11 protein-coding genes are annotated in these 13,845 nt (G+C 70.2%); 4 read left to right on the forward strand and 7 right to left on the reverse strand.

Going from position 1 to position 13,845, the window contains the following annotated elements; genetic code table 11:
- Positions 1–13: 13 nt before the first annotated feature.
- Positions 14–889 carry a fumarylacetoacetate hydrolase family protein gene (locus tag RYJ27_RS07940; RefSeq protein ID WP_330169793.1) on the forward strand — a complete coding sequence of 292 codons (876 nt, stop codon included), beginning with the start codon at positions 14–16 and terminating at the stop codon, positions 887–889.
- A gap of 11 nt (positions 890–900) precedes the next feature.
- On the opposite strand, the gene RYJ27_RS07945 is transcribed toward RYJ27_RS07940, so the two are convergent.
- The 5 genes from RYJ27_RS07945 to RYJ27_RS07965 all read right to left on the reverse strand — a co-directional run bounded on the left by RYJ27_RS07945 (position 901) and on the right by RYJ27_RS07965 (position 5,277).
- Complete coding sequence (locus tag RYJ27_RS07945; protein WP_330169794.1) at positions 901–2,367, reverse strand: aspartate ammonia-lyase; 1,467 nt, start codon at positions 2,365–2,367, stop codon at positions 901–903.
- A gap of 115 nt (positions 2,368–2,482) precedes the next feature.
- Positions 2,483–2,836: an aldo/keto reductase gene (locus tag RYJ27_RS07950; protein ID WP_330169795.1), complete on the reverse strand. Its 354-nt coding sequence runs from the start codon at positions 2,834–2,836 to the stop codon at positions 2,483–2,485.
- Positions 2,778–3,704: a metallophosphoesterase gene (locus RYJ27_RS07955; protein WP_330169796.1), complete on the reverse strand. Its 927-nt coding sequence runs from the start codon at positions 3,702–3,704 to the stop codon at positions 2,778–2,780. The genes RYJ27_RS07950 and RYJ27_RS07955 overlap by 59 nt, the downstream gene beginning before the upstream one ends.
- A gap of 20 nt (positions 3,705–3,724) precedes the next feature.
- Positions 3,725–4,051 carry a peptidase gene (locus RYJ27_RS07960; protein WP_330169797.1) on the reverse strand — a complete coding sequence of 109 codons (327 nt, stop codon included), beginning with the start codon at positions 4,049–4,051 and terminating at the stop codon, positions 3,725–3,727.
- Between the two features lie 5 nt (positions 4,052–4,056).
- Positions 4,057–5,277 (reverse strand): inorganic phosphate transporter, encoded by a 1,221-nt coding sequence (locus RYJ27_RS07965; protein ID WP_330169798.1) that lies wholly within the window; start codon positions 5,275–5,277, stop codon positions 4,057–4,059.
- A gap of 230 nt (positions 5,278–5,507) precedes the next feature.
- Here RYJ27_RS07965 and RYJ27_RS07970 point away from each other — a divergent pair, with 230 nt between their 5' ends.
- From RYJ27_RS07970 to RYJ27_RS07980, 3 genes are all read left to right on the forward strand, one after another.
- Positions 5,508–7,118, forward strand: coding sequence for a molybdopterin-dependent oxidoreductase (locus RYJ27_RS07970; RefSeq protein WP_330169799.1), 1,611 nt, complete (start codon positions 5,508–5,510; stop codon positions 7,116–7,118).
- Positions 7,119–7,120: 2 nt separating this feature from the next.
- Positions 7,121–9,241, forward strand: a complete 2,121-nt coding sequence (locus RYJ27_RS07975; protein WP_422732891.1) for a S9 family peptidase — start codon at positions 7,121–7,123, stop codon at positions 9,239–9,241.
- Between the two features lie 209 nt (positions 9,242–9,450).
- Positions 9,451–10,308 (forward strand): endonuclease domain-containing protein, encoded by an 858-nt coding sequence (locus tag RYJ27_RS07980; protein WP_330169800.1) that lies wholly within the window; start codon positions 9,451–9,453, stop codon positions 10,306–10,308.
- A 104-nt stretch (positions 10,309–10,412) separates the two neighbouring features.
- On the opposite strand, the gene RYJ27_RS07985 is transcribed toward RYJ27_RS07980, so the two are convergent.
- On the reverse strand, positions 10,413–11,441 hold the full coding sequence (locus RYJ27_RS07985; protein WP_330169801.1) for a 6-phosphofructokinase: 1,029 nt from the start codon (positions 11,439–11,441) through the stop codon (positions 10,413–10,415).
- 131 nt (positions 11,442–11,572) lie between these two features.
- A complete protein-coding gene (locus RYJ27_RS07990) occupies positions 11,573–13,738 on the reverse strand; it encodes a DEAD/DEAH box helicase (RefSeq protein ID WP_330169802.1) in 2,166 nt (721 codons plus the stop codon).
- Between the last annotated feature and the right edge of the window lie 107 nt (positions 13,739–13,845).

Genomic DNA, 13,845 nt, shown 5'->3' on the forward strand with positions numbered 1-13,845 from the left:
GTACCGTGGGAGGGTGCGTTTCGCCCACATCGTCTCCCCCTCGTCCCCCGAACCCGCCCTCGTCGTCGTCTCCGGCGAGGAGGGGGTCGTCGTCTCCGAGCTGTGGAAGGGTGCTCCGAGCGACCTGCAAACCCTGATCGAGGGCGGAGACGACCTGCTCGCCCGGGTCCGCGACGCGATGGCGCAGCAGCCGGGGACGGCGACGCGGCATCCCCTCTCCTCCGTGTCGTTCGCGTCCGCCGTGAGCGCGCCGCCGCTGATCCTCGCGATCGGCCTCAACTACTCGGCCCACTCGAGCGAACTGGGGCTGAAGACCGATGCGGCTCCGACCGTCTTCACCCTGTGGCCCAATTCGCTCACCGGTCACGGTCAGACCACGACGTGGCCGCGGACGCTCAGCGAATCGGTGGACTACGAGGCCGAGCTCGGCGTCGTCGTGGGCCGGGCGGGAGCCGACATCGCGCCCGAGGATGCGCTCGATCACGTGTGGGGGTACACCGTGGTCAACGACATCACGGCCCGCGACATCCAGTTCTCCGAGGCCCAGTGGTCGCGGTGCAAGTCCTTCGACGGTTTCACGCCGACGGGCCCGTTCGTCGTGACCGCCGACGAGATCGCCGACCCGCAGGATCTCCACATCTGGACCGTCGTCGACGGCCACACCGTTCAGGATGCCTCGACCGGTCAGATGGTGCGGTCGGTCGCGACCCTGGTGGCGCACCTGTCGCAGTCCGCCACCCTGCTGCCGGGGACGTTGATCTCCACCGGCAGCCCCGGGGGCGCGGGGTACTCGCGGGATCCGCAGATCTTCCTGCGCGATCGGTCCACGGTGACGGTGGGCATCGACGGCGTGGGCGAGCTGACCACGCACTGCCGCATCCTCGGCTGACCCGAGCCGCCCTAGAGGTCCTCGGCGGAGGAGACGGTCGGAATCGCCGCCGTCACCGCTTCGAGCCCCGACAGCCGCGCGGGCGAGAGCTGCTTGACGACCTCCTCGCGCGACATGAGCCCGGCCTCCACGACGAGGTCGGCCACGTTGCGCCCGGTCAGCAGCGCCGTCTTGGCCAGCGCCGCCGACGCCGAATAGCCGATGAAGGGCGTGAGGGCGGTGACGACGCCCACGGACGAGCCGACCATCGCGCCCAGACGCTCGCGGTTCGCGGTGATACCGTCGACGCAGTTGACCCGGAGGGTGAACGTCGCCTGCCGCATCCACGTGATCGACTGGAAGATCGAGTGCGCGATGACCGGTTCGAAGGCGTTGAGCTGCAGCTGCCCCGCCTCGACGGCCATCGTCACGGTCGTGTCGGCGCCGACGACGGCGAAGGCGACCTGATTGACGACCTCGGGGATGACGGGGTTGACCTTGCCGGGCATGATGCTCGAGCCCGCCTGCCGCGCCGGCAGGTTGATCTCGCCGAAGCCCGCCTGGGGGCCGGAGGAGAGCAGTCGCAGGTCGTTGCAGATCTTCGACAGCTTGATCGCATTCCGCTTGAGCGACGACGAGAACGACATGAAGGCGCCGGTGTCGCTCGTGGACTCCACGAGATCGGTGGCCGTCTGGAGATCCAGCGCGGTGATCTCCCGGAGGTGCCGCAGGACGGCGACCGAGTACCCGGGGTGCGCCGTGATCCCGGTGCCGATCGCCGTGGCACCCATGTTGATCTCCGTGAGCAGGTAGGCGTTCTCCTTCAGGCGGTTCCAGTCCTCGCGCAGCGTCGTGGCGAAGCCGTTGAACTCCTGTCCGAGGGTCATCGGAACGGCATCCTGCAGCTGCGTGCGGCCCACCTTCAGGATGTCGTGGAACTCGTCCGCCTTGGCCTGGAAGGATCGGCGAAGCAGATCGAGCTGCTCGAGAAGGGCCCGCAGATCAAGGCTCAGACCCACCTTGATCGCGGTGGGGTAGACGTCGTTCGTCGACTGGCTGCGGTTGGTGTCGTCGATCGGCGAGAGGAATGCGTAATCGCCCTTCTCGCGTCCCGCCATCTCGAGCGCGACGTTGGTGATCACCTCGTTGGCGTTCATGTTCGTCGACGTGCCCGCCCCGCCCTGGATGACGCCGACGACGAACTCGTCGTGGAACTCGCCGTCGATGATGCGCTGGGCCGCCGCGTCGATCAGCGACGCCTTGTCCTCCGGCAGGACGCCGATCTCGCGATTGGCGCGCGCCGCGGCCTGCTTGACCATCGCGAGGCCGCGCACCAGGTCGGGATACACCGAGATCGGACGCTTGCTGATCGGGAAGTTCTCGAGCGCTCGTGCGGTGTGGATGCCCCAGTAGGCGTCGGCGGGGATCTCGAGCGATCCGAGGGAGTCGGTCTCGGTGCGGGTACGGGGCGCTGCGCCCACGTCCATGTGGGAGGCCATGTGGTGTCCTTGTGGGTCGATCACGGCGGATAGTCGGATGTGCCCCGAGCCTACTCGCGACGAACGCCGGGACCGACGCGAGGTGCGACGATCCCGGCGCCCGGTGTGTGCGCGATCAGCGATTCAGCGGCGACATGTCGGCGTAGCGGTCGCCCACCTCGGCGCCGACCGCCCCGACTTCGCCCGCGACGGCCTCGACCTTGTCGACGATCGCGAGGTTGGCGTTCAGGGCGTCACCGGCGAAACGCGGGTTGGAGCGGCGGAAGTCGCTCTCGTCGAGTTGGTCGAGCGAGCGGATGGCTCCGGTCAGGAATCCTCGCCCGAGCGGCGAATAGGGCACGAACCCGATGCCGAGCTCGCGGACGGTCGGCAGGATCTCGGCCTCGCTAGAACTTCGAGCGCACTCGAAGTCAAGCGTCCGGCGCGCCGTGCGGGCCGGGCTTGCGTGAGAACACCTCGAGGCGCTCATCGGGGGTGAGCCCGGACATCCGCTCGTACCACCCCGGACCGAAGAAGTCGCCGGACGGCGCCTCCGCGACGGGGACGACCGTGTGCGTGATCGTGTCGTCGTAGACGTGCACGAGGTGGAAGGACTGTCCGGCATCCATGCCGTTCACCGACGCCGCCGGACGGCCGAGGTCCATCGTGTAGCAGGTCGCCGACGCCACGCTCACGGGGACGCCCGCGAACGTGCCGTGGGTGGAGTAGTGGAGGTGCCCCGCGAGGACGGCGCGCACGTCGGCACCGGCGATGGCTTCGGCGAGGAGTTCCTGCCGCTGCAGTTCGAGGATGCCGAAGAGCGGCACATGGCTCGGGAGCGGCGGGTGGTGGAGGGCCAGGATCGTGCCGAGCGGGGCGGGGTCGCGCAGCCGCTCGCGCAGCCACGCGAGCTGCGCGTCGTCGATGTCGCCGTGGTGCCAGCCCGGGACGGTCGAGTCGAGCGCGATGAGGCGCAGACCGCCCAGGTCCCACTCCCCCGTGATCGGCTCCTGCGTGGGCTCGCCGCCGAGCAGGTCGCGACGCATCTGCGGACGCTCGTCGTGATTGCCGGCGACCCATACGATCGGCGCCGACAGACGCTCCGCGAGCGGCTCGACGACCTCGCGGAGGAGCCGGTACGCCTCCGGTTCGCCGAGATCGGTGAGATCGCCGGTGAAGACGAGCGCGTCGGGCGCGAGCTGCATCCCCTCGATGCGCTCGATCGTGCGGCGCAGGTTTGCCTCCACGTCGTACACGCCGCCCAGGCGCCCGCCGCCGCCCAGGAGGTGGGTGTCGCTCAGGTGCAGCAGCGTGCGCAGCGGGGCGGGGTGACGGCCGAACGTGTAGGAAGTGCTCACGCCGACAGCCTAGGAGCGGCTCACCCCACCACGATGAGGACGATGCCCGCGATGACGGCGAGACCGCACGCAGCGAAGCATGCGTATGCACCCGCGGCGGAGATGCGCTTCTGTCCCAGGGACAGCGGGTTCTTCTTGGCGGCCTTCGCCGCCGCCTTCTCTGCGCGCCGCGCCTGCTTCTCGCTGATGACGGTGATCGCGTCCGTGAACTCCGCCGGCGAGACGACGGGGACGCGACCCGCGCGCACGAGCAGGCGCAGGCCCAGCGCGTAGAAGCCGACCACGAGGATCGCCCCGACGAGGGCGGCGGCGAAGACCTGGAGGAATGCGAGCCAATCGATCGCCACGCCCGTCACCGCCCCGCCCTGTCGTCCTGCTCGCGACGCGCGGCCGCGGCGGCCCGACGGCGCGTGGGCGGCGGGTCGCCGGTCACCGTCACGGCGTGCCCGGACTCGGCGACCTCGCTCATCGCGTTGCCCGCATCGACGACGTTCCGGCGCGAGCGCAGGAACAGACCCACGATGATGACGAGGGCGATCGCGGCATCCACCATCACTCCCCACGTGCCGAACCAGACGACGACCAGCGCGGCGAGCGCGCCCACGAACCCGGCGGCCGGAAGCGTGAGCACCCAGCCGATGGCGATCCTCCCCACGGTGCGCCACCGCACCGTGGAGCCGCGGCGCCCGAGGCCGGATCCGATGACCGAGCCGGAGGCGACCTGGGTGGTCGAGAGCGCGAAGCCGAGCGCGCTCGAAGCGAGGATCGTGGAGGCCGTGGACGTCTCGGCGGCGAACCCCTGGGCGGGCTTGACGTCGGTCAGGCCCTTGCCGAGGGTGCGGATGATACGCCACCCGCCCATGTAGGTGCCGAGCGCGATCGTGACGGCGCAGGCCACGATCACCCACAGCTGCGGGTCGGGGTCGCTCTGCCAGCCCACGGCGAGGAGCGCGAGGGTGATGACCCCCATCGTCTTCTGCGCATCGTTCGTGCCATGGGCGAGCGCGACCAGGCTCGACGTGAAGATCTGCCCCCACCGGAAGCCCGAGCGTCCGTCGGGCTTGCCGTCGTACCGCCGCGTCAGGGCGTAGGCGATCTTCGTGACACTGAAGGCGATGAGGCCCGCCGTGACGGGCGCGATGACGGCGGGCAGGATGACCTTCGACATCACGACGCCGAAATCGATCGCGGCGACGCCGACGCCGACGAGGGTGGCGCCGATGAGCCCGCCGAACAGGGCGTGGGAGGAACTGGAGGGCAGCCCGAGCAGCCAGGTCAGCATGTTCCAGGTGATCGCGCCGATGAGCCCCGCGAAGATGATGGCCGGGAAGACGGCGCCCGAGATCTCATCCTCGCGGATCATTCCGCCGGAGATGGTCCGCGCGACCTCGGTGGACAGGAACGCCCCGACCAGATTGAGGACGGCGGCGAGCAGGACCGCCACCTTCGGCTTGAGCGCGCCGGTCGCGATGGGCGTCGCCATCGCGTTCGCGGTGTCGTGGAAGCCGTTGGTGAAGTCGAAGAAGAGCGCCAGTCCGATGACGAGCACGATGACGAGTGCTGCGGTGTCCACGTTCGCTTTCCGGGAAGGGGATGGGCGTGCCGCGCGTGCGGCGTGACGAACGAAGAGTTCACCGGCTGTTCAGGGGCCGTTCACGGGCCGTTCACGGGCCGTGGAGAATCCTCGCACCGGCCCCCGTGTCGGTCAACTCCCGGCACCACGGCCCATCCCCAATCCGATCCACGCTCCGCTGCGGATGACCGAGAGGACGCAACACGGCGACCCGGGAAGGGAGCGGACCCATGCGCACGAGGACGACGGGAACAGCATCCCGGCTCAGCGGCTTCGTCTGGGCGGGCGTTGCCGGGATCGTCGCGGCGGCGGCCTTCCTCGCCGCCGCCGAGGTCGTCGCCCTGCTCGCCGGCCCCACCGCGAGCCCCCTGCTGGCCGTCGGATCGTTCGTCATCGACATCGCGCCGCAGTGGCTCAAGGAGTTCGCCATCTCGACCTTCGGCGCCTACGACAAGGTCGCCCTGCTCGCCGGGCTCACCCTCGCCGTCGTCATCGCCGCGGCGATCGCCGGAATCCTGGAGTATCTGCGCCCTCCGCTCGGCATCCTCGCCTTCGTCGTCGCGGGCGGCCTGTCGCTCGCTGCGACCCTCACGCGTGCCGGGACGGGCGCGTTCGCCTTCCTGGGACCCCTCGCAGGAACGATCGCCGCCGCGATCACGATCTTCCTCCTGGCCAGACGGCTGCGGGCCGCGGACCGCGTGGCCACCGGGGGCGAGGATGCCGCGGGGCCCGACCGGCGCGGCTTCTTCCGCCTGGCGGGGATCGCCGCGGCATCCGCCCTCGTCGTGGGGGCGGGGTCGAGGATCCTCTCCGGGGTCATGACGTCGATCACCGCCGCGCGCGAGGCCCTTCGCATCCCGGACCCGCGATCGAGGGTCACGGTGCCGGAGGGCGCGAAGCTCGACGTCGAGGGCATTTCGCCGCTGTTCACCCCCAACGGCGACTTCTACCGCGTCGACACCGCCCTCACCGTGCCGGAGGTCGATCCGGCATCCTGGCGCCTCGTCGTCGACGGGATGGTCGATCGCCGTGTCGAGCTCAGCTTCGACGACCTCGTGGGCATGGGGCTCGACGAGTACTCGATCACCCTCACGTGCGTCTCCAACGAGGTGGGCGGAGGGCTCGTCGGATCCGCCCGCTGGCTCGGCGTGCCCGTGCGTGATGTGCTCGCGACGGCCGGCGTGTCGGCGGACGCCGACATGGTGCTCTCCCGCAGCATCGACGGATACACGGCGAGCACGCCGCTGGATGCCCTGACCGACGATGGCCGCGACGCGATCTTCGCGGTCGCGATGAACGGCGAGCCGCTCCCCCTCGAGCACGGCTTCCCCGTGCGCATGGTCGTTCCCGGGCTCTACGGCTACGTCTCCGCCACGAAGTGGGTGACGGAGCTGAAGGTCACGACCTTCGCGGAGGACGAGGCCTACTGGACGCCGCGCGGCTACGCCGCCGAGGCGCCGATCAAGATGTCCTCGCGCATCGACACGCCGCGATCGGGAACCCCCGTGAGCGCGGGGACGGTGGCCGTGGCGGGCGTGGCGTGGGCCCAGACGGTCGGCATCGAGCGCGTCGAGGTGCGCATCGACGAGGGCGGGTGGCAGAGCGCGCGGCTGTCCGCTCCCGTCAACGAGGACACCTGGGTGCAGTGGGTGCTTGAGTGGGATGCCGAGCCCGGCACGCACTACATCACCGTGCGGGCGATCGATGCCGAAGGGAACATGCAGATCGAGGAGCGGGCGCCCATCGCGCCGAACGGGTCCTCGGGATGGCAGCGCACCCTCATCACCGTGAACGGAGGCGCGGCGCCGGTGGCGAGGCCCTGGACTAGCGTGGACGGGTGAGCATCGACGAGACCACGCCGGCAGCACCCCGCCCCCCGATCGCCCTGCGTGCGCCGCGGAGCCGGGCGTTCCACGGCGACTCCGTGGACGACGACTACGAGTGGATGCGTGCGAAGGACGACGCCGCGGTGATCGCCCACCTCGAGGCGGAGAACGCCTACACCGAGGCGCGCACGGCCCACCTCGAGGGCCTTCGCGAGGCGGTGTTCGCGGAGATCAAGGGACGCACCCTCGAGACGGACCTCTCGGTTCCGTCGCGCCGTGGGCAGTGGTGGTACTACGGCCGCACGGTGGAGGGGAGCCAGTACGGCATCCAGTGCCGCGCACCCATCTCGCACCCCGACGACTGGGAACCGCCGAGGCTAGAGCCGGGCGTGGATGTTCCCGGGGAACAGATCCTGCTCGACGGGAACATCGAGGCCGACGGCCACGACTTCTTCTCCCTCGGCTCCTTCGACGTGTCCGACGACGGCACCCGGATGCTGTTCGCCGTGGACGTGGCCGGAGACGAGCGCTACACGATCCATGTGAGAGACCTCGCAACGGGCGCCACGCTCGGCGAGGAGATCCCCGGGACGGCCGCCGGGGCATCCTTCTCCCCCGACGGCGCCTCCATCGTCTACACCACCGTCGACGACGCGTGGCGACCGGACACGCTCTGGCTGCACACCGTGGGAACGGCCCCGGCGGATGACGTGAGGCTCTTCCACGAGCCCGACGACCGGTACTGGCTCGGTGCCGGCTTCACGCGCAGCGACCGGTACCTCGTGATCGGGCTGGGTTCCTCCATCACGTCCGAGGCGTGGCTCGTCCCCGCCGACGACCTCCGAGCGGAGCCCACCGTCGTGTGGCCGCGCCGCGAGGGCGTCGAGTACTCGGTCGACCACGCCGTGATCGACGGCGAGGACGCGCTCTACATCCTGCACAACGACGACGCCCTGGACTTCGAGCTGGTGCGCGTCGCGGCGGGCGACCCCGCCGGTCGCCGCGAGACGGTTCTGCCTCACACCCCGGGCGTGCGCCTGCTCGATGTCGACTGCTTCCGGGACTTCTCCACCGTGGAGTACCGCCGCGGGGGTCTCGCCCGCATCGGTCTGCTCGATCACGGCAGCTCCGAGGTCCGCGAGCTGAGCTTCGAAGAGCCCCTGTATGCCGCCGCGTTCGGCGGCAACCGCGAGTGGGCGCCCCCGCTGCTGCGGCTGGCGTACGACTCCTTCGTGACCCCCAACACCGTGTGCGACTACCGGCTCTCCGACGAAGCGCTGCTCGTGCGGAAGCGCCAGCCCGTCCTCGGCGGTTACGAGAGCTCCGACTATGCGCAGGCCCGGGTGTGGGCCCCGGCCCAGGACGGCACATCGATCCCCGTCTCACTGGTGTGGAAGCGCTCGTTCGGCGAGGCGGGCGCCGCCCCTCGCCCCGTCCACCTGTACGGCTACGGCTCGTACGAGCACTCGATCGAGCCCCGCTTCTCGGTCGCGCGCCTCTCCGAGCTCGACCGCGGGGTGGTCTTCGCCGTCGCCCACGTGCGCGGCGGCGGGGAGATGGGGCGCCAGTGGTACGAGGACGGCAAGCTCGCCCGCAAGAAGAACAGCTTCACCGACTTCGTCGACGCCGCGCGGCACCTCATCGAGCAGGGGTACACCACGCCCGAAAGTCTCGTCGCCGAGGGCGGCAGCGCCGGCGGCCTTCTCATGGGCGCGGTCGCGAACCTCGCGCCCGAGCTCTTCGCGGGCATCCTCGCGCAGGTGCCCTTCGTCGATGCCCTGACGACGATCCTCGACCCCACCCTCCCCCTGACGGTCATCGAGTGGGACGAGTGGGGCGACCCGCTCCACGACCCCGACGTCTACGCGTACATGAAGTCCTATTCGCCGTACGAGAACGTCCGAGAGGGCGTCTCCTACCCGCGCATCCTCGCCGTCACGTCGCTCAACGACACCCGCGTGCTCTACGTGGAGCCCGCGAAGTGGGTCGCCCGCCTGCGCGAGGTCGGCGCCGACGCGCTGCTCAAGTGCGAGATGGTCGCCGGGCACGGCGGCGTCTCCGGGCGCTACAACGCGTGGCGGGAGCGAGCCTTCGAGCTCGCGTGGATGCTCGACGTGCTGGGCGTCGCCGAGGTCTGAGCCCCTTCGGCGGCGGTGGTCCCGCCGTCGGCGGCAGGAGATCGGCCCAGAACAGGATGCCCCGGCGACGTTCGTCCTGTCTCCAGCCGTTCACCTGCACCCGCTCGCCGGTCGCGCGAGTGCATATCCCCAACCCGGCTGTGCTGCAGCCGTCCACAGAACCGTCGGCCGTCACCGCCCTGACGCGCCAGCGACGCGACAGTTGCAGCATGCTCGATCCTTCGGAATTCACCGCCTGGCTCCGGGCTCAGGGCGGCGTCGCTCACACGCGCACGGCCCGGGTCGCCGGATTCTCGAAATACGACATCGACGTCGCCGTCCGACACGGCGCCGCGAGCCGCGTGCGGCGCTCGTGGCTCGTCGGTCCGAGCGCGTCCCGGTGGCGGCATGCCGCGGCATCCGTCGGCGGACGTATCACGTGCCTGAGCGCGGCAGCCGAACGCGGCCTGTGGACGCCGGAGCACCAGACGATCCACGTCGCCGTCTCCGCCACGGCCTCGCGCCTGGAAAGTGCGGGCATGCGTCTCCACTACGCGACGGGTCCGGCCCCCGTCGCGCGCACCAGCGCGACCGAGCCGATCCTCAACGTGCTCTTCCACATCGCGCGCTGCGTGCCCACGCTGGATGCTCTGGCGGTGTGGGAGTCCGCGCTGAATCGAAAGGTCGTGGACTCGGCGACGCTTTCCCGGGTCGTGTGGCGGAGCACCGCCGCCTCCGCACTGTCGGCCGCGGCCACCGCGCTGTCCGACTCCGGCATCGAGACGGTCTTCCGGGAGCTCATGGCGAGCATCGGCGTGGCGGTGCGCCAGCAGGTGTGGGTCGACGGACATCCCCTGGACGCTCTGATCGGCGACCGACTGGGGATTCAGCTGGACGGATTCGCGCATCACAGTTCTGCCCGCGACCGCCGCCGCGACCTCCGTGCCGATGCACGGCTCGTACTGCGCGGATACACGATCCTGCGCTTCGACTATCAGCAGGTGCTCTTCGATCCGGCGTATGTGATCGAGACGATCTCGATGGCCATCGCCCAGGGTCTCCATCTCGCGGGGCGACCGTCGAAGTGACCCGACGGGCCGGAGATCGCCCCGGCACAGGACGTTCTCCGGCCCGTCGTCCTGTCTTGGACGACTTTCCTGTTCTCGGCGACTCAGCCGAAGAGCGCGGCGACTCAGCCGAAGAGCGCGGCGGCCTCGTCGTAGCGGTGGCGCGGCACGGTGTTGAGCTCGCCCAGCGCGTCGACGAACGGCACGCGCACGATCTCGGTGCCTCGCATCGCCACCATCTGGCCCCAGGCGCCGTCGACCACCGCATCCGCCGCGTGCAGCCCCAGGCGGGTCGCGAGCACGCGGTCGAAGCCGGAGGGCGAACCGCCGCGCTGGATGTGGCCGAGGACGGTCGCACGGGTCTCGACGCCCGTGATCCGCTCGATCTCGGGCGCAAGCACCTCGCTGATGCCGCCGAGCCGCGGCCGGTTGAAGGCGTCGAGCCCCTTGTCGGAGTACGCCTCGTCCATCCCCGTGAGCGTGAAGCCCTCGGAGACGACGACGAGCGGCGCGCGGCCGCGGTCGTGCGCGCTCGTGACCTGCGCGCAGATGTCGTCGATCGAGAGGGGGACCTCGGGGATGCAGATGACGTGCGCCCCCGCCGCGATCCCGGCGTGGAGGGCGATCCAGCCCACGTGGCGTCCCATGACCTCGGCCACCATGCAGCGCTGGTGCGAGTCGCCCGTCGTGCGCAGGCGGTCCATGGCATCGGTGGCGATGTTGACTGCGGTGTCGAATCCGAACGAGTAGTCGGTGGCCCGCAGGTCGTTGTCGATCGTCTTGGGCACACCGAGGACGTTGATGCCGTCCTTGGAGAGCCGGTCGGCGGCGGCGAGCGTGCCTTCGCCACCGATCGCGATGATGCCGTCGATGCGGTGGCCGTACAGCGTCTTCGCGATGTTCTCGGCCCCGCCGCGCGGTCCGTCGTACGGGTTCGTGCGGCTCGTGCCGAGGATCGTGCCGCCCACCTTCGACAGGCCCTTCACCTCGTGGCGGGTGAGGGGGAAGAAGTCGGCGTCGACGACGCCGCGCCAGCCGTCGCGGATGCCGACGAACTCGAGATCGTACGTCGTCGTCCCCTTCAGCACCACTCCCCGAATGACCGCGTTCAAACCGGGGCAGTCGCCGCCGCTGGTGAGGATGCCGATCTTCATGGGAGTCCTTGCTGTGGGGTACGGATTACCGGCGACGCTGCCTGTCCGACACTATCGCCGGATGACCGAGCGTGCCACACGGGCCGACGGCACCCCCGCAGACCCTGCTGGGCACGCCGTCGAGAGCGGCGTCACTCGCCGCCGAGTGAGCGCCGCGTGAGGTGCATGAGCGCGCTCAGCTGCACCGATTCGCTCGAGCCCGGCTCGACCGCGACGCCGTCGAGCGCGCGGAGCGCGAGGCCCTGCTTGGAGTCGATCAGCTCGGCGATCTTGGTGTCGATCGTGTGCGCCGCGATGATGCGCCACGCCGTCACGGGCTCGTCCTGACCGATGCGGTGCACCCGGTCGATGGCCTGGGTCTGCTCCGCGGCCGTCCACGACAGCTCGGCGAGGACGACGTTCGACGCCGCCTGCAGGTTCAGTCCCACGCCCGCGGCCGTGAGCGAACAGACGGCGATCCCCACGCCCTCGTCGGTGTTGAAGTCGTCGATCGCCTGCTGCCGCACGGGTGTGCTCTGGTCGCCGCGGATCGACACCGTGCGAAGACCGGATGCCGCGAAGTGGGCCTCTGCGGCATCCATGACGTCGATGTGCTTGGCGAAGAAGACGACCTTCCCCACCGACCGCTGCAGCTGCACGGCGTAGTCGGCGGCGAGCTGCGCCTTCGCCTGACCGATGCGTCGCACCATCGTGAAGACGTTCTCGGACCCGGAGCCGGCGGCCTTGGACTCGTCGAGCTCGTTCTGCGCGACGAGGCGGACGATGTCCTCGTCGATCTCGCCGCCCACGCTCGCGCCCCGGCCGCTCGCGCCGCGTGCCTCCACGATGCGCCGGTATCGGGCCGCGAGCCGCTCCCCGAGTTCCCGCTCGGCCTGGCGGATCGATCGTCCGTACTCGTCGTCGAGCTCGACGGGGAGGTCGGCGATCAGCTTGTCGGGCAGGTCGGCTGCGACATCCTTCTTCTTGCGCCGCACGATGCCCATGGAGATGACGGCATCGCGCGCCGCGGGATAGAAGGCCTTGTCGGCGGGGGTCAGACCGGTGGCGTCGAGCTTCTCCATAAGCTCGGGACCCGGCTTCTCCCCGTTCGTCCAGCCGAGGAAACGCCAGATCGCGTCGAAGTCCTCGACATCGTTGATGAGCGGCGTCCCGGTGAGGGCGAGCAGCAGCGGGTGTCCCCCGGGCGTAGCCTCCCGGATGCGTCCAGCGAGCGCCAGCACGTTCTGCGAGCGCTGCGAGGACAGGTTCTTGATGAAGTGCGCCTCGTCGACGACCATGCCCTTGAGGCCGATCGAGCTCAACCAGGACAGGTGCCGGTCGAGGATCTCGTAGTTCACGATGAACACGTCGGCGAACGCGTCGATGTCCGCGCCATCGCCCTGGATCACCGTCGCGCGGCGGTGCGGAGTCCAGCGCTCGACCTCGCGCGCCCAGTTCATCTTCACGACGTTGGGCACGACCGCCAGCAGCGGATACGCATCGGCGACGGATGCCGCGAGCAGCGACTGCGCCGTCTTGCCCAGTCCGGGCTCGTCGGCGAGGAGGAAGGTGCGGTGCCCCTCCCGGACGGCTTCCAGGAAGCGCGACTGGTGGGCCATGACCTCGCGTCCTCGGGGCGAGAGCCTGTCGAACTCCGGCACGGGAGGCAGATCCATGGATGCCGCGCCGCCGCCGGCGCCGGTCTCGAAAGCCTTGTAGAGCGGGCCCATGAGCTCCCAGCCGTCCAGTCGCCGCCGCGGGTTCTCCCGCCGGATCGGACGGGAGAGGTCGGGCGCGAGGAAGGGATTGGCCATCTGGCGCGACTCGATCGCCGGCGGGGTCACCTGCCGCTCCGCGAGGGCGGTCGGAACGACCGGCTGCGCCACCGGGGCGACGTCGGTGATGATGAGCTCGTCTGCGGCCAGCTCTGCTCCCGACTCCAGCAGCCAGTCGCGGCGCATCCGGCGCGCGACCGGAGACGTGGCCTGGTCGACTTCGAGGAGCTGGATGAGCGAGGTGTCGCGCGCCGCCGTCTTGGCAAGGATCGTCGCGACCCCGTCGAGGCGCTTGAGCAGTTCGCCGCGGACGGCATCCGACAGCGACGTGTCGGCCTTCACACGGGCGCGTTCCTCGCGCACGAGGAACGCGATGACCTGGAACTTGACCCGGTTGGTGGGCCCCAGCTTGCCGCGCTGGGCCTTCGCCTCGACCTCGCGAACCTTGCGGGCGAGGATCGGGATGAGGGGGGCGTCGTCATCGCGACGTGCGGACGACTGCTTGCGGCGCCGCTGTAGCTGCGCCTGTGCCGTGCTCGGCATGCTCCTCCTGAGCGTGTGCGCCGGTCGATCCGGCGGTTCTGACGTCGGAAACCGACGACGGGCGTGGCGTCCCGCGGGCGATGGATGCGCCTTGCGCCTCGGGCGAC

Source organism: Microbacterium limosum (assembly GCF_036324365.1).
Taxonomy (GTDB): domain Bacteria; phylum Actinomycetota; class Actinomycetes; order Actinomycetales; family Microbacteriaceae; genus Microbacterium; species Microbacterium limosum.